The sequence below is a fragment of the Caballeronia sp. LjRoot34 genome (assembly GCF_964253815.1).
Taxonomy (GTDB): domain Bacteria; phylum Pseudomonadota; class Gammaproteobacteria; order Burkholderiales; family Burkholderiaceae; genus Caballeronia.
Window position 1 is genome coordinate 16,114 of sequence record NZ_CAXUSB020000008.1, and the last position, 20,833, is coordinate 36,946.

Annotated in this window: 23 protein-coding genes; 22 read left to right on the forward strand and 1 reads right to left on the reverse strand. The window is 58.3% G+C overall.

The genetic code is table 11. From position 1 onward, the window contains the following. The first annotated feature begins 21 nt into the window (after positions 1–21). Complete coding sequence (locus ACSQ36_RS44965) at positions 22–537, forward strand: GNAT family N-acetyltransferase (protein ID WP_213766564.1); 516 nt, start codon at positions 22–24, stop codon at positions 535–537. A gap of 505 nt (positions 538–1,042) precedes the next feature. Continuing rightward, positions 1,043–1,180: a hypothetical protein gene (locus tag ACSQ36_RS44970; RefSeq protein ID WP_436187282.1), complete on the forward strand. Its 138-nt coding sequence runs from the start codon at positions 1,043–1,045 to the stop codon at positions 1,178–1,180. Between the two features lie 132 nt (positions 1,181–1,312). Here ACSQ36_RS44970 and ACSQ36_RS44975 read toward each other — a convergent pair whose 3' ends face one another. After that, positions 1,313–1,642, reverse strand: a complete 330-nt coding sequence (locus ACSQ36_RS44975; RefSeq protein WP_213766565.1) for a DUF2471 family protein — start codon at positions 1,640–1,642, stop codon at positions 1,313–1,315. A 394-nt stretch (positions 1,643–2,036) separates the two neighbouring features. Here ACSQ36_RS44975 and ACSQ36_RS44980 point away from each other — a divergent pair, with 394 nt between their 5' ends. From ACSQ36_RS44980 to ACSQ36_RS45075, 20 genes are all read left to right on the forward strand, one after another. Further along, entirely contained in the window at positions 2,037–2,174 is a 138-nt protein-coding gene (locus ACSQ36_RS44980) for a hypothetical protein (protein WP_213766567.1), read from the forward strand. 89 nt (positions 2,175–2,263) lie between these two features. Next, positions 2,264–2,725, forward strand: a complete 462-nt coding sequence (locus tag ACSQ36_RS44985) for a hypothetical protein (protein ID WP_213766568.1) — start codon at positions 2,264–2,266, stop codon at positions 2,723–2,725. Between the two features lie 107 nt (positions 2,726–2,832). Further along, positions 2,833–3,228, forward strand: coding sequence for a hypothetical protein (locus ACSQ36_RS44990; protein WP_213766569.1), 396 nt, complete (start codon positions 2,833–2,835; stop codon positions 3,226–3,228). Next, the gene (locus tag ACSQ36_RS44995) at positions 3,228–3,692 is read left to right on the forward strand and encodes a hypothetical protein (RefSeq protein WP_436187283.1); all 465 of its coding nucleotides are present in this window, start codon (positions 3,228–3,230) and stop codon (positions 3,690–3,692) included. Before ACSQ36_RS44990 ends, ACSQ36_RS44995 begins: the two co-directional genes overlap by 1 nt. A 227-nt stretch (positions 3,693–3,919) precedes the next feature. After that, complete coding sequence (locus ACSQ36_RS45000) at positions 3,920–4,369, forward strand: hypothetical protein (protein WP_436187284.1); 450 nt, start codon at positions 3,920–3,922, stop codon at positions 4,367–4,369. 101 nt (positions 4,370–4,470) lie between these two features. Next, entirely contained in the window at positions 4,471–5,997 is a 1,527-nt protein-coding gene (locus tag ACSQ36_RS45005) for a hypothetical protein (protein ID WP_436187285.1), read from the forward strand. A gap of 268 nt (positions 5,998–6,265) precedes the next feature. Continuing rightward, complete coding sequence (locus ACSQ36_RS45010; RefSeq protein ID WP_436187286.1) at positions 6,266–7,291, forward strand: ATP-binding protein; 1,026 nt, start codon at positions 6,266–6,268, stop codon at positions 7,289–7,291. Positions 7,292–7,404: 113 nt separating this feature from the next. Next, positions 7,405–8,322: a hypothetical protein gene (locus ACSQ36_RS45015; RefSeq protein ID WP_436187287.1), complete on the forward strand. Its 918-nt coding sequence runs from the start codon at positions 7,405–7,407 to the stop codon at positions 8,320–8,322. Between the two features lie 12 nt (positions 8,323–8,334). Beyond that, positions 8,335–8,622, forward strand: a complete 288-nt coding sequence (locus tag ACSQ36_RS45020; protein ID WP_436187288.1) for a hypothetical protein — start codon at positions 8,335–8,337, stop codon at positions 8,620–8,622. Between the two features lie 2 nt (positions 8,623–8,624). Further along, a complete protein-coding gene (locus ACSQ36_RS45025) occupies positions 8,625–9,863 on the forward strand; it encodes a vWA domain-containing protein (protein WP_436187349.1) in 1,239 nt (412 codons plus the stop codon). Between the two features lie 334 nt (positions 9,864–10,197). After that, positions 10,198–11,241: a CpaF family protein gene (locus tag ACSQ36_RS45030; RefSeq protein WP_436187289.1), complete on the forward strand. Its 1,044-nt coding sequence runs from the start codon at positions 10,198–10,200 to the stop codon at positions 11,239–11,241. 12 nt (positions 11,242–11,253) lie between these two features. Then, complete coding sequence (locus tag ACSQ36_RS45035; RefSeq protein WP_436187290.1) at positions 11,254–11,604, forward strand: TrbC/VirB2 family protein; 351 nt, start codon at positions 11,254–11,256, stop codon at positions 11,602–11,604. Positions 11,605–11,616: 12 nt separating this feature from the next. After that, the gene (locus tag ACSQ36_RS45040; RefSeq protein ID WP_213766577.1) at positions 11,617–11,925 is read left to right on the forward strand and encodes a VirB3 family type IV secretion system protein; all 309 of its coding nucleotides are present in this window, start codon (positions 11,617–11,619) and stop codon (positions 11,923–11,925) included. Continuing rightward, positions 11,919–14,381 carry a VirB4 family type IV secretion system protein gene (locus ACSQ36_RS45045; protein ID WP_436187291.1) on the forward strand — a complete coding sequence of 821 codons (2,463 nt, stop codon included), beginning with the start codon at positions 11,919–11,921 and terminating at the stop codon, positions 14,379–14,381. Before ACSQ36_RS45040 ends, ACSQ36_RS45045 begins: the two co-directional genes overlap by 7 nt. Positions 14,382–14,420: 39 nt before the next feature. After that, positions 14,421–15,188 (forward strand): type VI secretion protein, encoded by a 768-nt coding sequence (locus ACSQ36_RS45050; RefSeq protein WP_436187292.1) that lies wholly within the window; start codon positions 14,421–14,423, stop codon positions 15,186–15,188. Between the two features lie 2 nt (positions 15,189–15,190). Continuing rightward, positions 15,191–16,255 carry a type IV secretion system protein gene (locus ACSQ36_RS45055; protein ID WP_436187293.1) on the forward strand — a complete coding sequence of 355 codons (1,065 nt, stop codon included), beginning with the start codon at positions 15,191–15,193 and terminating at the stop codon, positions 16,253–16,255. Then, on the forward strand, positions 16,252–17,613 hold the full coding sequence (locus tag ACSQ36_RS45060) for a TraI domain-containing protein (RefSeq protein ID WP_436187294.1): 1,362 nt from the start codon (positions 16,252–16,254) through the stop codon (positions 17,611–17,613). The genes ACSQ36_RS45055 and ACSQ36_RS45060 overlap by 4 nt, the downstream gene beginning before the upstream one ends. Next, entirely contained in the window at positions 17,610–19,481 is a 1,872-nt protein-coding gene (gene traD / locus ACSQ36_RS45065; RefSeq protein WP_436187295.1) for a conjugative transfer system coupling protein TraD, read from the forward strand. The genes ACSQ36_RS45060 and traD overlap by 4 nt, the downstream gene beginning before the upstream one ends. A gap of 7 nt (positions 19,482–19,488) precedes the next feature. Continuing rightward, positions 19,489–20,007, forward strand: a complete 519-nt coding sequence (locus ACSQ36_RS45070) for a hypothetical protein (RefSeq protein WP_414967979.1) — start codon at positions 19,489–19,491, stop codon at positions 20,005–20,007. 201 nt (positions 20,008–20,208) lie between these two features. Beyond that, positions 20,209–20,826 carry a DUF4400 domain-containing protein gene (locus ACSQ36_RS45075; RefSeq protein WP_436187350.1) on the forward strand — a complete coding sequence of 206 codons (618 nt, stop codon included), beginning with the start codon at positions 20,209–20,211 and terminating at the stop codon, positions 20,824–20,826. The last annotated feature ends 7 nt before the right edge of the window (positions 20,827–20,833 follow it).

The window sequence follows — 20,833 nt, forward strand, 5'->3', positions numbered from 1 at the left end:
CGATGGCTTTCGGTGACAGACATGGCGGATTCTAAGATCCTACTACGCGTGGCGTTGCGTGATGATGCACGGTGCATCGCAAGGCTGCACACCCAAAGTTGGCAGGCGGCCTACCGTGAAATCCTCCCTGCTGCGTACCTACGTGAAAACGTCCCGGCCGAGCATGCCTCGCATTGGGAGAACTATATGCTGCAGCCAGCAGTAGCGCGAGGCCTCGTCATGTTGGCGGAGCTTAATGGAACAGCAATTGGCTTCGTCAGTGTCGAGAAGGTTGAAGGCTCGCCCCACGGAACATTACTTGACTGCCTACATGTGCTCGCCATCCATCAAGGACGCGGAGCAGGACAGCTCATGATTGACGCGGCACGCGAGTGGACGAAGGAACAAAATCAGAATCTGATGCATCTTTACGTACTCGACGCAAACGCTCCTGCGATCGCCTTCTACGAGCGGAATGGTTGGCGATTTGCAGGGATTGAAGCCGGTTACATCGACGCTACACCAGTGATCGACCGTCGATACGTTATTGACGTATAGATTGTCGGCGGTTTGGGTGCATTTCGTAACGGTCCGTTATTGGCCGACCGCGGGAGTTCGTCGCATGCGCTGCTCGCCACTGATCGCGTCAATTTGCGTGCTTCCTTTGCCGACCCTGAGCAGCCCTTGACGTACCCACGAGGCTCATGGCTGCTTCCAATGCAAACCAGTCATCAACATGTCCTTTGCCAGGTGTTGGCAGACTTCCGGCGGACGGTGGCAGTTGAAGCGCTATGAGCAGTAATAGCCCAGTCACGTTCATACGCACGGTTATGTGTCAATAGCGGGAAAACGGCCGGGCAATTCAAGTTGAGCTGTGGCAAACACTTTTAGATTGCCATATCCTTGCCGCCGCTCACGCCAATCGCAACTGCGGCATGCGAGGCAAGCAACGCGTCGACGTCTGGAGACCGCGCGACGGTCCTGACTGACGCACCGACGGGAGTGGAGCGGTTAAACAAGCGAGATACATCGATGGGCTGGAGCATTTTGCTGGACAAGGAAGATGACGATTCATCTTCGCAGGCTCTACGCGAAGTCAAGCCTGCACCCAGCGTATGCGCGGTGTTCCGGCGCGCCGTTCTTCAAATATGTGGTGGATAAAGGCGGAAAGAACACCGTGCCGATCCGACCATTCGGCTGATGCGTATCGGAACCGGCGGGTTCTGGAAGGTCTGAAAGACGCGGCTATACTCTACTTACTCTCTCAGGTTTGGCTCTTCCCCCCGGAGTCGGACCCTTAACGCCGTTGGCAACATCGGCGTTTTTTTTAGTCTTAGAAAACCAGTTCAACCCGCGCTTGCTGGAACATGCTGTAGATGAACGAGGGCAGGCCACTTAAGCCTGTCGCGGCTTCGACCGACACTGCGCCCTCGTTGGGAGGGATGTTGCTGCGGCTCATGAGGCCGAGCAACGATTCCAAGGGCCAGCGGGCGAGCAAGCTCAAATCACAAAGCGTTTCTTCTTCGATGTCGCGTAGCAGATGCCACGTTAGATCGGCGTCTGCCGCCCGATATCGCTCGACAATTACTCGCGCCACGCGTTTTACGTCAGCGATGAGGGCTGCTTGGCCCAACTCCAGCGCTTCCACTTCGTTATCCGTCATCTTGATAATTCCGTCGCTTTTATACTGTTTGTGACCGCAGTATAAAAGTCATCCATGAACGGCGCAGATATGGTCCGGCTCTGTCGGGGAAAGGGTGGACATCAGGAGCCGTGCAGTGCGCGGCAGGTGGCCATCAGCGCCCGCGCGCAAAAGCCATAGCGAATTTCTGATCTTTCCGGCGAGCAGTGCGCCTTCTGCCCCGTAGACTCTCCTCATTCCCCGCGCTTCTAGCGCATCGATCCAGGCAGTTCCAGCATGCTGGACGCTTGATTTTTCTCTCTCAGGCTGTTCCCCGGACAGTCTTTTAAGACGGGCAAATTCGTTTGCCCGTCTCTTTTCCATCCCCGTGGGAGTTTTCCCACTCGGGACGACTCCCGTTTCTATCGGAGTCGTCATGCTTGTCACTTTGAAACATGCCTACAACAGCTTGCTCTGGTACATCGAGCAGGATGCCGAGGCATACACAATCTTGCTCGGCGGCGGCAGTTTCATCGCCGCTGTCGTAAGCCTCGCAGTGCTCAACGCAAGCTGATCACTGCATTTTCTCGCCGTAGTTCGATTTAATCCCTTTGGGGCAACCAGCCCCTACGGACTGATTGCCCTTTTCTATTCGAGGCAATCATGTTCAAGGTTCTCTTCAGCATTCTTCTTCTCTCGATCCTGACCGGATGCGCTTCGGCTGACTTCGGTTCGCCGAATGTCTACCAGCGCTATGACGTTCAACGCGTTGGCCAGATGGAGCAAGCAACCATCGTTCGCGTGCGCGCAATCACGATCGAGAGCAATTCCGATTCGTCGGGTGTCACGTCGCTACTCTCCGCCGCTGTCGGCGCGTTTCTCGGCTCACAAACCATTGGCAACGGTACCGGTCGCTATGTCGCCGGCGCTCTATCCGGCACGGTGACCGGCGTCGTTGCACAACGCGTCGGCTCCTACATGTCCCGCCATTCGGGGATTGAAGTCTTCCTGCGCAAAGACAGTGGCCAAATCATTGTCGTGAGCCAGGTCGATGACCAGCAGTTCGCCCCCGGCGAGCGCGTGTATCTCGTCAACAGCAATTCGGGTTATCGCATCACGCATTAATCCGGTTTTTGTACTGATCCACAGCGACGTCCTCGGGCGTCGTTTCATTTTCTTCCCTTGCGGGGCAGTTCCCGCAAGGGACCTGCCTCGTCTTCACGAGGTATCGCATGAAAATCCCGAAGGTCTTTTACGCCGACCGTACCAGCGCTTCTGCCGGTACGAATGCGGTGCTCCACAAGCATGCAAGCCGCATGCTCCGGCGGGTCGCACACGACCTGCGCCTGAACAAACGCGACCATGAGATTTTGGTGGAACCGGCAAGACGCAACGCTTCGAGCCGCGTCAGGCTGAGAACCGACAGCCTTTTCGTGGACGTCATCGACAAACCCTGTCGCCAGGGTGTAGCGCTGAGTTTTCGTACGCGTCGCGGCCGCTCGGATTTATCGGGTGGAGGCGATAACTACGTGGCGTTTGAGCAAATTGAATCGGCATATGGCTATCGAGCGTTTCTCGACGGTCTGCGGCTCGCCGGCGGCATCGCTCCTGACAACGGAGGCCGCTGATGAAGCTCGTCAGGGTCAAGGTCGAGTACTCGTGCGGGTTGACGTTACTCGAGCGCGCGTCGCTTGAGGTCGGTACGGGGGAAGTCCATCTACCTCCCCGTCTGATCGGATTGATGGCGAAAATGCGAGACACCGAAGTTTTTCCGATCGTAAGCGTTGAGCACAACGGACATGTGCTGTCCGCAATCGTTTCTGAAACCGGCGCGGCCGTCGCAACTATCCCGGAGAAATCTGGGTCCGGCATGCGCCGGTTGTTGCACGCGATCACGTTCCCGACGAAGGATCAGCGGCAGCAAAATGGGCGGTTTTTGCATACGCTTGCAGCAGCGTCGATCGGCGGTGCGGTGGGCTATTCGCACTCCGCGGCGTCATGGGATCTGCAAACGATAATCGGGACTGCAAGCCTAGCTGGGCTTGGAGTACTATTGTGGTATGCGGGTTTTGAAGCAATGAAAGGAGATTAGGCCATGGGTGCGACGATTTTTACTTTGGTGTTGGGCGTGTCCATCGCGGCGTTCTTCCTTTGGACTAGCCACAACGGACAAAAGGCCGATCGCGAACGCGACTGGAATTGAACAACTGATATACGGCGTGCGGTAACCCGCACGCTCAACTAGCTAAGGCTGCACCTTCGGGTGTGGCCTTTTTTTGTTTACGCGCTTCGGCGCATTTCTTCGTTTTGGAGGCTCGAATGAACGCAGTAATCGATGCAGGCCATCTGCCGCAGGGTGTTTCGGCAGATGGCAAGGTGGACCTCAAGGCGGTGGCGAGGCTCGATCTGGAAGGCAAAACGGTCGATCAGGTCTACTCGGCGCTGTCCTCGTTTCTTCGCAAAACCGAGCTGGAGCCGGAATGGCTATCTCCCGCGAATCTCATGAACGATCCTGACGAAGGCGCTTCCGGCGCCCGTCACAGCAGACCGTGGCCAGAGCGCCTGGTGCGCGACCGGATTTCGGTATCGGTCTGTATCGGGACTTCAGAGGGGTGGATCGTTCACGTCGACTGGATCTACCGGGGTGCCACGCATGACCCCATCAACTTCAACTATTCGGTCATGCCGCTGCTCCGCGCAAAGGTATTTTCTTCTGATCACGCGTGGAAGCTGGCGCGCTTGTTCGCTCACCAGCTCGACGTAGCCTGATCTGTTTTTCGACAAATTTTGATGCCGTCAGGCATCTCAACCCTTGCCGGGCATTCGACCCGACAGGGAACGATTGCCCGCACTTATCCGAGGCAATCGTCATGTACCACGTTTCTACCGTTGGTTTTTCGCGCTCCCTTTGTACGCTTCTGGATGTATTGTGGCTGTTTAGAAACGATGCGCATTTTGCGCATCTCGAGGCGGCCGACGTCAGTCTGAGTCACGCCGGCCAGCCAATACACGTCACGAAGTTCAACGGACAGCTTACCGTGCGCGTGTCGGGCGCAATGCGGGATATCTTCCTCGCATTGATCGACGAAATCGACGGGCAGTATTTTCGCCCATACGGTAGCCAACTCCAGCCGTGGCAGATCCGCCGGCCGCACTGGAAATTGTTGTATTTCGCGTTCGAGCTTTCAACCGAGCCGTTGTACCTGTTCTCATCCGACCAAGTCTGCGATTCAGCGGACGCACAGATGGCCGGACGCACGCCGAGCCTCTCGGAGACATGTCAGGCTGAGGCATTTGCCCGTTTCGGCTTCGGCACCGCCGGACCCGCCTATGGGGACTCCGGTCAGCAGAACAGCCGCCACGAAGTCCATCTTGCATACGCGTTGGCGGCCGGGCTGCCCGTGCCTCTGGACGTGTTGAGCGACTACACGGCAGAAATGCAGCAGAAGTTCGTCGACATTCCGTGGGCGATACCGCTGCTTGAAGTGCCCGAGTTGCGCGGCGCCGTACCGGTTGCGAAGCTTCGCCCGCTCGCGAGTGTCGTGCGGCATTCGGGGAAGAAGATCTCCTCGGAAAACGCTGCGTTGCTGGCGATGGTGACGCGGCTCCTTCCCAACGAGCCGACAACGGTCCAGGTCGACGATCTTCTGTATCGACATGAGTTGCTCGATGCGCAGCCGTTACCGGATGCGTATAGCAAACCGGTCGACATTGGCGAGCCAGTCTCCGCGTTCCCAGCGGTGATCAGGCGTGTCATGGCCGATGAGAGAAGAGACGCCACGTTCAGCCGGTTGGATCTGGAACGGGCGGATGGCCGGATCAGCCAGCGCTACTACGAGCTGCACCGTGCGATGGCCGCGTTGGATCACGGTCGCGGCACCTTCCAGTACGCCAATGATTTCGCCCGTGCACTCGAGAACGGCGACATGCAAATGTTGCTTGATATCGTGGACCGTCCCGATGATCAGAATCGGTGGACCAAGATGGCCATTCGCGAGCATTTCGGCGTGAAACTGATTGGCCTGAAAGCCGCGGCGCGCCGCAGGGCGATTTTTGCCTTGGCGGGCATGAGCGAGTCGCAGCAATCGCAATGGGAGGAGGGCACGAAGCAATCCCGTGCGGCCGCCTGGATGGAACGCGAAGCGGATCGGGCGAAAGCCCGTGCTGCGACGGCTCGCTACCGTGACGGCGCGCAGGTCATTTCAGGCGCGCAACACGTCGAGCTGTCGATCGCGAGCGGTTTCACCGAGATCGGGCGCTTCTGGCAAGGCGCAAGCTGTCGCTATTACCTGAAGAACGCACAGGTACAGGGCGCTCTGCGGTATCTGCGCGCCGGCGACGGCACGCTGGCGTACGCGCAATCACTCTTGTCTAAACAGTCGCAACAATCGACTTAGGCTAGATCTTTAACCAACCCCGGCGCTCGCGAGCGCTGGGGTTTTTTCTTGGCGTCGCGCAAACCCCGCGGCGGAAAGCTACCCAAAAAAAGCGACGTTTAGCCGGCTTCCCTCACAGCCGATCTCCCTACACTCGATCCATTACCCGCGTCATTGACGCATCGACCTACCGAGCAACGTATCCGTTCGCTCGTCTACTACTCACCCCACAGGGACCACGTCCCTCTGGGCGCTGGCTTTGTGGGGTTTTCTTTTTAAGGAAACCACCATGCAAGTCACGCCTTCCCAACTGACCGAACTGCTGTCGCTCTTCGTCCCGCGAGGCCTACCGGTGCTCATTACCGGTAGACCCGGCATCGGCAAGAGCGACATCGTCGAAAAGGTCGCGCAATTGACCAATCACGAGCTGCTGATCAGCCATCCGGTCGTCGAAGATCCCACTGAATCGAAAGGCTTGCCGTTTCCGTCTCCGGACGGCAGAACGGCCAAGTTCCTGCCATTCGGGCACCTTGAGCATGCGCTGAACGCCAGACGCCCGCTCATTTGGTTCCTGGATGACCTTGGGCAGGCTTCGCAGGCCGTGCAGGCTGCCAAGATGCAGTTGCTGCTCGCCAGACGCGTGGGCGAGCATGCGCTGCCTCTAAACGTCACATTTCTGGCTGCCACCAATCGCAGAACGGACAACGCCGGCGTCTCGGGGATCCTTGACCCGGTGATTTCACGTTTTGCGACCGTGGTCGAGCTTGCTCCAAGTATCGACGACTGGGCTGCGTGGGCCGTGGAGGCGAGTTTTCCGCCGGAACTCGTCGCATTCCTGCGATTCCGTCCGGATCTGCTGTCGATGCAAAAGACGTCGCGCGATATCGAGAACACGCCGAGTCCCCGCAGTTGGGGGTTCGTCGCGAAAACGATGCCGTTCTTGCCTGAGCCGCTCAAGCACATTTCGTTCGCGGGTTCCGTGGGCGAAGGCGCCGCAACGGAGTTCATCAGCTTCCTGCAGATCTTCCGCGAATTACCGTCACCGGCCGCTGTCTTGCTGGCACCCGATACGGCGCGCATTCCCGAAAGCCTGGCCGCGTTGTATGCAATTAGCGCGGCGCTCGCCGCTCACGCAACGGAGGCGAACTTCGATCGCGTGATGATTTATGTCGAACGTCTCATTGCCGGCGGCAGCAGTGAATTCGCCACGTTGCTGGTTCGCGACTCGGTGCGTCGCGCGCCGGGAATCCAAAACTCTTACGCGTTCATACGCGCTCAGAGTGGCGCGCTCGGCGAAATCATCCGCGGCGAATAAGCCGCTTCAGCTTTTCTCATTTTTCTTCGAGGCGACGCGCGTATCACCGCGTCTTCGCTTCTCTTCGTTGTGCCCCTTCCTGCCTTACCCAACCCTTTTTATTCGGAGTTTCTATGAACACGTCTATTCAATCGAAAGTGATGTTGTGCTCGGTCACGATCTCCTCGTGGGTCGCTCGGCGCTTTGACGGTAAAGTCACCGAAGAGGTCGAGAAAACGCACCACGCCAAAGGTCTGGGTCGATTCAACAAACGGCTGTTGCCTGAGCACGCACCAAGCTTTGCCGAAGTGCTGTCGATCGGCGGCAGAATGCGCTCGTATTTCTATGCCCACACGCTTCAATACGATCAACTGGGCGTGCGGCTGCTGCCGACGATGATCTACATGGATTTCGCCGCCAAGATGCGGGCGCTCAAAGATGAGTTTGATCTTGCTGTCTCAGTCTTCCTGACGGACTACCTGGACCTCAAGGAACGGGCGCGCTCCGAGCTGAACGGACTCTTCAACGAGGCCGATTATCCGAGCCTCGCGGAGATGAGCAAGAAGTTCGGCGTGAAGATGGCTGTCCTGCCGTTTCCGGACGCAAGCCAGTTTGGTGTTGACCTGCCTGACGACGTGCTCTCGACCTTGCGCGGCGAACTGGATCAGCATGTTCTCGCATCGATCTCGACCGCGAACGAGGACCTGGTCGGCCGGCTGTACGAAGCTGTTTCGCAGATGGCCTCGCGGCTGTATGCGAGTGGCAATGTGCGGCTGGACGTGGCCAACAACGTGCGGGAGTTGTGCGCGTTGCTGCCGAAGCTAAACTTTTCCAACGATCCGAAGCTCACGCACATTCTCGATCAGGCCAAGACGCATCTGGCCGTGCATACGGGCGCGGATCTGAAGGAATCGTCGGTGCTGCGTTCTCAGGTGGCCAACAAGGCGCATGAGATCGAAGGGTTGATGGCGGCCTTCATGGGCATGTCACCGCCGTCTATCGATATCGAGTCGGATCATCTGCCGCAACAGCAACTCAAGCTCGTCGCTTAAGGGAGAAACGCCATGCAACGCATCATTGCAACGTTTCACCCGCAGGTTTGGGTGAACAACTACGCGGTCGATGTTGATCCCGAAGGCGAGTGCGATTTCGACGTGACTGAGCATTTTGTCAGTCTCGGCGAGAAAGCGGCAAGGGCAGTGCGGGACTACGACGATTCGTCGGACGCCCTTGCTGCTCTCCCACAAGCGCCGGAGTGGGTCCGAAACTGGACCGGTCCGTTCTTCGTCACGGTAGAGGAATCGTCGCGAGACTATTTCGACATGCTTCAGGTTGCGTGGGATTGGGCATGACTATCGATCCTCGTATCGCGAAGCAACGCAGAGAACTGGTGCTCTCGCAGCCGTTTTTTGGAGCGCTGGTTCTTCGTCTGAATGTGGTCGAGGATCGTTCCTGCGAGACGTTTTGGGTGGACGGCGTAGACCTGGGTTACAACCCGGATTACCTCGCTACCCTGAACGATCTTGAACTTCGGGGCGTGCTTGCGCACGAAGTCCTCCACGTGGCCAATGGCCATACGTGGCGGATGGGCGCGCGAGACCTGGAGCGATGGAACGATGCTGGTGACTATGCGATCAATCCTCTCGTCCTGTCGGCCGGAATGCTGTTGCCAAAGGGCGTGTTGCTTGATTCCCGCTTCTTGGGCAAGTCAGCCGAAGAGATTTACGGTCAACTCACGCAGGAAGCCAAGCAGGCGGCTAAGAAGGAGCAGTCCTCTCAGAATGGGAAGCCGGGCAATAGCGGTGACGCAGGGGGGCCGGGGCCGCAAAGCCCCGTTCAACCAGCTTCACCTGCAACGTCCGGCCAATCCGGTTCATCGGGCGTACCTTGTGAACCCACTGCGTCGAGTCCGTCGTGCGGCGAAGTTCGTCAGTACGCCGGGACGGACCTGCCAACGAAGGAAGCGGAGTGGAAGATTGCCGTGATCCAGGCTGCGAAAGCAGCCCAGATGTACGGCAAGCTTCCGGGCGATCTGCAGGCGATGGTGGGCGAAGCGGTACGGCCGGCTGTGGACTGGCGTGCGGTGCTGCAACGTTTTGCGCAGCAATCAACGCCAGAAGACTACAGCTTCGCCATGCCCAATCGCCGGTATCTGCACTTGGGGCTCTATTTGCCCTCGTTGCATTCGCCGGCGATTGCCGATGCTGTCTTCGTGCGCGATTCCAGCGGCTCTGTATTCGATGAGACGCAAGCGCAGTTCGACGCGGAGATCCTGACGGTGTTTTATTCGTTGCGTCCGGCGCGCCTGGTCGTGATGGACTGCGATACACGCGTGACGCAGGTGCAAATCTTCGAGCGAGGGGACTCGCCGGAGCTGCTCCCCGTGCGCGGTGGTGGCGCGACGGCGTTTGCAGCGCCGTTTGAGCGGGTCATCGCTGACGGGATCGATCCAGCTTTTCTGGTCTATCTGACAGACATGGAAGGGAAGTTCCCGGCCGCGATACCGCATTACCCAGTGCTGTGGGCTTCTACAACGCCGCTTGCCCGGGCGAAGAAGGCCCCTTTCGGGGAGTGTGTCGAAGTGATTTGCTAGTCGGGGAACGCATTGCGCGTCTTCCCATCCCCTTGAACCTAGACCCGGCCTCGCGCCGGGTTTTGTCGTTTACGCGCGTGCGTGGCACAAAACCCTGCCACGTCACCCGCCCGCGTGAGCGCCGAAAGCTATACGTTTTTCGCGAGCTTTCCGGGTTTTGCCCTTCAACATGTTGGAGCCTGGCGAATGCGCCGGTGAGTTGCGGTGCAAAACGATTCGGCCGCGCGGCATCCCCCCATTTTGAAAGATGCGCGATTTAGCGGGTCTTTCAGAGCGCTGACCCTGAAGCGAAACCCTAACAATAGCTCCATGTTAGAGACCGCCGATGGGGCCCATGACCGCTGAGAATTCGATCCTCAAACTGCGTCCGCTCGAGGCGAACGCCGTGAAGATGTTTTTTCAGTCGCTCTCGGTACTGAAGACGCAGCTCGACGCGCCCGACACCGCAGAAATCATGGTGAACAACTACAAGGACATCTTCGTTGAACATCGCGGAAAGATGGAGCGCCTGGATCTTGAGCTGAACCCCGCCACGCTCGAGGGTGCCATCCGATCGCTCGCATCGTCCGTCGAGAAGAGTGCATCTGCCGGTACGAGCCAGGGCATCATCAACGCAGGCCACAACAACCTGCGTATTGCGGCAGTGATGAGTCCGACCGCGATAGACGGTCACGCACTCAGCATCCGCAAGCACAGTGATTCGAAGCTCGAGCTCGAAGACTACTGTGCCATGGGCGCTTTTTCCGCCGCGAACGCGCGCCCGGAAGTGGCCGATGTGGTGCCGTTCGAGGAAGGCATCGAAAACGAAGCGCTCATGCGGGCGATTATCGCGGTTGTCGAGACCCGAAAGAACGTACTCGTTGCAGGCGGTACGTCCGCAGGTAAGACAACGTTACTCAACGCGATGTTGAGCAGAATCCCCCACTCCGAACGCACGATCACTATCGAAGACACGATGGAGTTGAAGGTCCGCGTGCCCAATCGCGTCCGGTTGCTCTCCAACCCCGACAAGAACGTCACGATGAAACTGCTGGTCGCGCTGTGTCTTCGCATGCGCCCCGACCGCGTCGTCATCGGCGAAGTGCGCGGTGGCGAGGCCTACGACCTGCTGCAAGCGCTGAACACCGGCCACGACGGTGGCTTCGCCTCGATTCACTCGAATAACGGCAGGACCGCTCTCAGCCGTCTGGAAAGTCTCGCGATGTTGGGGGTGCCAGAAGGTTCCCAGTGGAGCTTTGACATCCTTCGCAAGATGATTGCCGACTGCTTTCACTACGTCATCCACATGCGCCGGTCCGGCGCGCTGCGGCATATCTCCGAGATCCTGGAGATCCGCGGAGTCGCCAACGGCGAATACATCCTCAAGCGTGTTTTTTAAATGGAGCTGGAAATGAAGAAAGGACTTAAACGGGCCAACCGAGTGGCGCGTCGCATGCGCCCTGGTATGCCGATGCTCATCGGGGCGCTGCTGAGCGGCATGTCGAGCGCAGCATTCGCAGTTGCTGGCGATTACTCGAGCTTAACGAGTGTCACCGACATCATCTGCACGATCAGCAACCTGATCAGCGGCCCGTATCTGTACGGCATCGGCATCATCCTGATCGTCGTGGGCGCAATCGCGATTGCCAACTCTGAAGGCACGCTGGCCAAGTTCTTTTCGATCGTGCTGATGGGTATCGGTATCGCAGCGGCCGCCATTCCGATCATGCGCGATCACATGAAGATCACGGTCGCCTGCTAGGTCGGAGAACCCATGCGTTCACACAAGGTAAGCCGTGGCCTCTCGTTGCCGCGCGAGATGGGCGGGGCTGATCGTGGCCTTGCGATTTTCAACGGAATGATGACGGCCTTGCTCTGCTACACGAGCATGAGCCCGATGTTCCTCGCGCTGGGTGTCCTTTGCCATTTTTTCTTGCGCTGGAAGACATCGACGGATCCTTGGTGGCGGCTTGTCATGCTGGTCTACAACCGGTATCCCGATGTGTATGAGCCGGGCCCATCTTCCAAGTTCAACGTCCGCTTCAAGCGTCCATACGGCTTTGATCAGGACCTGCCATGCTGAAAAAGGGTTTTACGCGACGCCCCGTGCAGGAGATCGCGCCATGGATGACACTGGTTACGCCGGACATCGTGCTCGACAAAGACGGGTCTCTTTTGACCGTCTTCGAGTTCGAAGGGGTCGATGCTGATAGCCCGAACGCGAACGAAGCGTCGGCCGCTCGCGACAATCTGGACCACGCGTGCCGCAATTTCGACCATCGAGTCACTGCCTGGTGGCGGGTGTCGCATCGGCGCATTCGAGGTGGTATCGAAGGCGAGTTCGCCTCCCCAATCGATGCGCGTCTTGACGCAATCAACCAGGCCAACATCGGCAGCGGCAAGTACTTCCGCAATTCGCACTCGCTCGCGCTCGCGTACACGCCCGAGACAGGCATATCGCGGATTTTCGACAAGATCGGCTATCACATGACAGTGGGCGGCAAAGCGCTACCCATCGCATTGTTTGAAGCCGTCAAGGACATGGTGTTCGCCCGCAGCGCGTTCGCGTTCGATCTGACCAAAGTCCAAAGCGAGATCAAGCGGTTCGAATCAATCCTCGACGCGTTCACCGGCGGCGTCACGCGGCTCAAGATGAAGCGGCTTCAGCTTCAGAACGCGCTCTCGTTTTTGCACCAACGTGCGAATCCCAGCACGCCCAAGCGGCGAGTTCGGTTTCCCGTCACGCTCCTCGACAGTCACCTGACCGAGACGTTTGTAACGATTGGCGCCCAGGAATTGATGTTTGAGTCCGCGCACGGCAAGCGTTTTGCCCGGATCGTGAGCGTAAAGGAGTGGATGGGGTTTCAGGAAGCGGCGCTCGATGTGTTGACCCAGGTAGACGCAGAACTCGACGTCTGCGTGATGTATCGATTTCTCGACACGTCGCGCGCGTCGGCCTACATCAAGAAGATTCGCGGCTTCTACAAGATGGCGGCGTTCAATCCGATCGCGATCATCAAGCAGTTTGCCACGAAAGAAGAGCAGAAGAACGACGAAGGCCGGGAACAGTTGGCCAAGGAGGCGGGCACGGCACTCGCCAAGCTGCAGGCCGAGGGCCAGCAATACGGGTTTGCCAACATTTCGGTGGTGGTCTACGGCGACACCTCCGAGGAATGCGACGACGCGACGCGAGAAGTTGTCGGCGCGATCGGCAATGCCGGGTTCGGCGTGATCCTCGAGAAAACGAACCTGTTTGCCTCGTGGGCGACGACGCTTCCGGGTCGTTGGGATCAGCAGAAACGGCTGCAGTTCGTCGAGACGCCCGCAGTCTCTGACATCGCGCCTTTGCGCAGCGTCGGTGACGGCGGGACGGTCAACGAATGGTTGACGGCACAGTCAGGCAAGCCAACCGGGCCGCTTACGTGCCTGCCGACCCGGCATCGCACGCTTCAACGGGTTGATTTGCACCATCCGGGCGGCAAGGGCCACTTGCTTGTCATCGGGCCGATCGGCGCGGGTAAATCCGTCGTTTTGAATTTCCTGATGTCGCAGACCGGACGCCATGAGGCACGGCGGATACGTTGCGACAAGGACCGTTCAACCCGAATCACAACGGTGTTAGGTGGCGGGAAATTCATTGATGTCACCGGGCGTTTCGAAGCGGCGACGCACGTCAATCCGCTGTCGATGCTCGATTCCGATAAGCACTGGAGTTACGTCGCGGACTGGATCCAGTTGGCGATCGAAGATGACAATTTCAGTTGCGAACCGCGGCAGGAGGCGGAGATTTATGACGCGGTGCGCACGCTTGCCAAGGGCTTCCCAAGGGAATTCTGGCGGCTGTCGTTTTTCATCACGTTGCTGCCGATGGATCTGCGGGAACGGCTCGCGGTCTGGACAGAAGGGCAAAAGAACGGACATTTCTTCGACCACGTCGAAGACGGCTTCCAGCTTGCCGACGATATCTCGATCGAGATGGGCGATCTCTTCCAAAACTCGCCGGTGGCCGCCGCCCTGTTCCTCGACTACTTCTTCTACCGCATCACGCAGTGGCTCGACGGCAAGCGCTATACGGTCATCGAGATCGAAGAGTGCGGCTTCTTCTTTACCTACCCCAAGTTCTATGCGCGCTTGGAGGTCTGGACCGTGACCATCCGGAAGTTGAACGGTCTGTTGATGCTCGCCACGCAGTCACTCTCACAGGTCGCACGCGTGCCCAACTTCGAGATTCTCAAAGAGAACATCCCGAACATTATTTACCTGCCGAATCCGGACGCGATCAACAACAAGAAGCTCTATCACGACGTGTTCGGGCTGACCGACCATCAGATCCAGATGATTTCCGACGCAGTACCGAACCGCGATTACCTGTGGGTCACCGCGAGCCAGACCCGCATGCTCGAGGTGTCTTTTTCGAAAGAGTCACTTGCCATGCTTCGCTCGGACGGGCGAGCGCAGGCGATGTTCGACAAGCACTACGCGTCGGGTGCATCGGATTGGCAGGACGCCTACATCCGCGATGCGGTTGCCAACGGATAGCTGCACGACACGCCAATTTATGAAGAGAGGGACGAAAAAATGCTCCGCAGAATGATTCTCACCGTCGGATCCATCGGCGTGCTGACGCTTGGCTTGGTCCAGGTGTCTCATGCCCAACTGACCGTGATCGATCCTGCAAACTTGCTCAAGAACACCATCACGGCGGCGCAACAGGTTAAGTCCGAGGTGTACCAAAACACGAACATCGTCTACCAGTACCAGATGATGCTCAATCAGCTAAAGCAGGCGACCAACCTAAATCCGGCCGCGATGATGTCGCAGTTCAACACGATCACATCGGATATCAATAGTTACTCGAGATACGCCGATACGCTCAAGTCGCTTTACGGTGGCTTGCAGGACAACGCACAGTATCTGACCAAGGTCCAGTCGCTCGTGACGCAGTCGGGCAAGACCCCGGACCAGTGGTTCAACGATCAAAGCACGCTTGTGCAAAACAATGACAAGACAGCGAAAGCGCTGTTTCAACAAGGGGCGGACGTCCAAGCACATGTCCAGACGCTGGCGACGCGCAGGCAGGACATTCAGAACCAACTTTCGTTGGCACCGACGCAGCAGGCAACCGCTGAGTTGACAACCCACATGCTCGATATCGTAGCGAGCCAGAACTCCGACATGCTGCAGATGATGGCATCCAAGCAGCAAAAGGACGCTACTGCGATGCAAGCCCAAGCAGCGACCGACGCGGCCCGGACCGAGGCGCAGAAGACTTTGAGCGACAAACAGGATCAGGAGCGTGCTGCCCTTGAGAATCAGGTGTTCAGTGCGACGAAACTTGGGCACTGAGCATGCATATCTCGAACTGGTTCAAGAAAGGTTGGCGCATGGTGATGGTCTGTCTCGCACTCTCATTTGCTTCGATGCTTGGTGCGGGTGTCGCCCACGCGCAGTCCAACGGGACGAATGACGTTTTTCCGTCCGACATGCCCTCACAGAATGCCGGTGGGGGCGCCGGCACAGCCAACAAGCCCAGCGCAGTCGCGAAGAGTGGCGAGTACTCCCTGGGCGGAAGCAAATTTATTGACCAGATGGGCCATCTTATCAGCGACTCGGTCACCAATGCAGTGACGATCAGCCATTCGGTCAGGGCTGAAGCTGACAAGTTCGCGTTCGGGCTCGGGGTGATTACGCTGGTGTTGGCTGGGGTGAGATTCGCGAGCACTCAAAATGCAATTGCGGCGTGGACCGACGCTATTGAGGAGATAACCATCCTCGGAATTTTCGTCGCGCTCTATCTGGGGTACGACACCGTGGCCCCCGGGTTTTGGACCTGGTTTGTGAAGCTTGGCCAACTCATAAATGGCTCAGACGTCAATCCTGCGATTGCACTGGGCAGCCTCGCGGGAACGATTTACGACGCATGTATGGCCCATATTAGCGCAGCGGGCTGGACAGGTGTGATCCAGATTATTCCGTCTTTAATACCCCTGCTCCTGGCGTTTATCGTTGCGACCTTGGCATCGATTGTATTTTTCTACTTCCTGGTGCTGGGACAGATACAGGCGGCTTTCGGCATTATCGTCGGGCAGATCGCGATCGCACTGGGGTTCTCAAGCTACACACGGGGCTTTTTCGCCAAATGGCTTGACTGGATGATCAGCTCGGGCATGTACGTGGTGGTGGTTGCCTGCCTGACGCGGCTCATTGGGCAATCGATCACCACGGCAATTGGCAGCGTGGCATCGATTGGCGGTTCGACAGTGGAAGGGGCGGTGTACGTTCTGGACCTCTCGATCTTCGTTTTTCTGATCTCCTTCGAGATTCCGAAAATGGCAGGGATTTTCGGCGGCGGTGCAAGCGTCAACGGCGCTGGGGGCGCCAAGATGGCGGCCAAACTGGCGAAGCTGGTATGACGATCAACTACGTGCCGAGCTCCGCAGATGAACTATTGAGCGTTCATCGAAAGCGGATCGAACTGATCCGCCAGTGTGCCAACGAAAGCAGCGAGACCGAATTTCAACGGAAGTGGTTCTCCGTCCTATACCGTTGCGCCCAATGGTTTTCGACCGTGCCGCTCACGCCCGAGCTTCACCGCGAACCCGGTGGAGCGTTTCGGGCGACGATCGAGACAGCGTTCTATGCGTTGCGGCTCGCAGGCGGGCAAAAGTTCGCCGCCGACCTCACCTCAGAAAAGCGGCGCAGGCTCGAACCGCAGTACAACTACGGCGTTTTTCTCTCCGCAGTCTGCTCGGCGCTGGATGAGCCGTGCCGACATTTCGTGATCGCGAGGGTTTCCGATCACGCGGACTGGCATCCAGCCGGCCACGGGCCGTTGGGCCCTTGGCTCGGCAACGTTGAGTACACGGTGCAGCGCAGACCCGAGGCAATGAAACCGGAGCGCATGCGCACCGCGACGTACGCGCAGATGATCGTCGGTCGGGATCTCCTCGAAGGGCTGGATCCTCCTGTGCTCGCCGACATGTTCGGCGCTATCAACCCCGACAAGGTGCCGCAAGGGCTGGAAACCCTGTTGCATCAGGTCGTGCGCAAGGCCATCGACGTTTCGGTGGGGTTCGAGCGCAAGGCTCAGCAGGGCGTCTTTGCGCCGGTGAAGTTCGACGTACCTTCAGCGGTGCATGTAGCACTCGAGTTGCAGGCGCAGCCCGTGATGCCGAAGGGGACGATAGTCGATCTCGATACTGGAGAGGTTCTTGCGCCGGCCGCTGCAGTCGCGAGCGCCGCAACGACGCCGGCACCGCAGCCGCCCGCAAGTGCACCTCAGGGTCCGCCTGCTGAGGGGGGTGAAGCGGCGCAACCTCCAGCACTCTCACGATCCTTGCTGGATGCGATCGAGCGCAGCGAGGCGATACCCACAGCGTCTGCCGAGCCCGCCAATCCTGCTGACACCACCAGCACACCGCGGCCGATTGATCCCGCGACCCTTTTCAGCGCTCCTGCCAAGGATGTGGCCGCAGCGAGACCAGGAAGTCCAACGAACGAAGAGCTAAAAGCGGTCCTCGGGAACGACTCCGTGATGATTCTCGAGTTTTTCCGCGCGCTTGCGCAAGACGTCGCGAATGGCAAAGCGAGCGTTCAGTGGGAAGACAAAGGGCTCGTGTTGCAAAAGCGGCTGGTGGGCGCCTACGGAGTCACGAGTAACACGCTGATCGAAGAGATGCGAAAGCGCAGCCTGTTGCTGCGGGCGGCCGGCAACGAGATCTGCATCCTTGAGAAAGCGGGCCGGCTCATTCAGGAGCGGCCAGTCGCATGAACTACATCAACCATTTTCGGCCGGTGTACGAAGCGCGATCTGCTGCTGTCTGGACCGTCTCCATCGTTGGTATCGCTTCGTCGGGCATGCCCTATGGATGGGTTTTTGCGCTGTTCGGGCTCGCGGTCCTCGCTCTACGCGCGCTTCAGACCTGGCGCGCGCTCAGCTTCCAGATGGCGATCTCGACCAAGTGGCTAAGCAAGATCCACATCAAGAAGTTGCTCGCCACCCAGCAGACGATGCGCGCACGTCAGGAATCGATGTACCTCGGGACCGGCTACGAGTGGACGCAAAAGCACTGTCAGATCGCGCACGACATCTTGCGCATGCCCTCGACGGAAATTCCGTCGTTGCCAAAGTGGTTGTCGAAAACGAGTGCGGGGCGGGAAGTGGAGCGGAGGATCGAGCTGCTCTTCGCGCCGACGGACAGTATTCGGGATCGGATGCCGCAAGGGTCGTCCTGGATCCACGGGATGGAGCCCAAGAAGGTCCGCGTCCCGTTTCACTACAAGGCAATGGGCGGTCACACACTGGTCGGCGGCACGACCGGCTCCGGTAAAACGCGAACGTACGAAGTGATCTCCACCCAGGTGATCCACACGCCGGACGATGTACTGATCATCGTTGACCCCAAAAACGATGCCGACTGGAAGAAACGGGTCGAGAAGGAATGCAAGCGCTCTGGACGCAAGTTCCTCTATTTCAATCAGGCGAAGCCGGCGGAATCGATTCGCCTGAACCCGATCGAGAACTGGTCGCAGCCTTCCGAAATTCCATCGCGCATCGCTCAGCTGATGGAAGAGGGGCCGTTCCGGGACTTTGCGTTTCTGTTCATCGACCGCGCAGTGAAAGGCGAGCTTTACGTCGGGGACAAACCCAATCTGCGGTCAATCCTCAAATACGCGCAGTCTGGGATCGCTACCGTGCTCGAGCGCTGCCTGCGCCGGTTCTTCCCAGAGAATGGGCTGCCTGACTGGGAACAGGAAGTCGCGGTTGACGCTCAGCGTAACTCGCAGGGCAAGAATGACGTCACTCGGCTCGACCTGATGGTGCGGCTGTACGTCGACAGATTCGTTCTGCACGACCGCGGGCACGAAACTATCGACGGTCTGGTAGCCACGCACACGCATGACCGCGAGCACTACATGCGAATCATCGCGTCGGCGCTGCCATTGCTGCAGATGCTGGCCACCGGCGAAACCGGTTTGCTGCTCGCGCCGAAGGCAGATGATTTTGACGATGAGCGCGAAATCTGGGACATCGACAAGGTCATCAAGCAAAAGGCCGTGTTGTACATGGGCCTCGACTCGCTATCGAACAACATCGTGCAGAAGGCGATCGCGTCGATGGTGCTCTCGGACGTGGCGGCCGTATGCGGCGCGATCTATAACTTCTACGCAAAGCCTCCAGACGTCGTTTTGATCATCGATGAAATCGCCGAGGCGATCAACGAGCAGGTCATCCAGATCCTAAATAAGGGCCGCGGCGCCGGCTTCAAAGCGTTCGTCGCGTTCCAGGCTCGAGCCGATCTGGAAGCGAAGCTCGGAAACGCAGCAAAAATGCTACAGGTTTTGGGGAACTTGAATAACCAGCTCATCTTACGATTGGAAGACAGCGACACCGCACAGTGGTTCAGCGACAAGGTGGGGGAAACGGCCATTCGGATCGTCAATGTCTCGAATAGCACGAGCACCGGTAGCGAGTCTCATGCGATGGAATTCAACGGTTCGCAGTCGCGTACCTTGCAACTGGAAAAGGCTCCGCTTATCCCAATCCGACTGATTCACAGCTTGCCGAACCTGCAGTACTTCATGCGGATATCCGGGGGCGCTGTGTACCAGGGACGCATACCAATAATCGAAGGCTAAAACAATCATGTCCGCCGTATTTAAAAACATCATTCGAGACCACAAGCTGTCCACGAAACTCAACCGCGTGTTTATCGTCGCGCCTGAACTGGACTATGCCTGCTCCCGGCTTGCTGACTTCGTCGGCGAGAATTTCGTTGGCCAGTCAGGTCCGCTCGCCAAGGAAATGTTCGAGTCTGCGCTGAGCGGCTACAAGCGTGCCAAAAAAGCGGGTAACGCGCATATCGCATTCATGCAGGGATTGTTTGAACCCGCCAAACAGCTTTACGCGCGTCGGTATATCGCCCGCGACGGCGACAAGATCCACGTGTGGTGCCCAATGATTGAAGCGATCACGGCGTTCGAAGCGCGTTACAGCGCACTGAAGGTTGAAAATTTCGACGAACCGTGCCCCGACCACATTACCGAGCGCACGGCCGCTTTCCAACTCGCTGCCCGCGTGCTTCATGGCGAGGCGTTTCGCATGTACTTCGAGGAATACGATGTCGCTCACCGCTTCGATCATAGCGAAATTGTCACTGACTGACGTGGCGCTTGCGCGTCGCGCGCTGGATACCGCGAGCGCGCTAGATGACCCGAATGCGAAGCCTCCTGCTGAGTTTCAGCGCGGAGCCGGTGCCCGCTGCTACGCATTCGCCGTCATCGCACGGTACCGCCCTGGACTGCTTTGGACCGGGATGGTCGCGGCTATCGCCATTCCGTTTTTCCTCCTCATGAGACTTTTTCACTGATGGCTAGTCGGTTCGGTTCGCACCTGAAGGTCTGGTTCTTCTTCGTGCCCTTGCTCGCGATCGTTGTGATGCCAGCGATTCCGGATCGGACGTTGTTTCAGATTCCGGCCTCCGAGACCCAGTCGCTGATCGATTCGCTCGGTACCGAGCGCGCGGACGAGGTCACCCGAGCAGCGAACGAGGTGTTTCGCCATGCTTTCGTCAACAACGGCGTTCTGCACCGCACGATGGTGGCAACGCAAGACTCAAGCGGGATCTCGGATGGGGGCGCGTCGACCTTCGCCTATACCTGGACGCGCAATTTCTGGTTGCTGATTTATCGGATGATCTATCGGGCGATGGTCATGAAGGTGTGGATTATCGGCACCGCCTGCTTTGCGGCGGCGATGTTCGTCGACGGCACCATGCGCCGCAAGATCAAGGCGTCTGCTGCCGGTTATGCGAGCCCGTTGTCGTTTCACCTGGCTGGGCATGGGTTGCTGCTAGTCGGCGGCACGCTGTTCGGTGTACTCGTCGTCCCACTGCCTGTTCTGGGCTTCTACTGGCTTGCTGTGGGCGCTGTGCTTGGCCTGCTGCTCTGGAAAGCGGCAGAGTCGTTTCAATCGGCGGGATAGCGAAAGC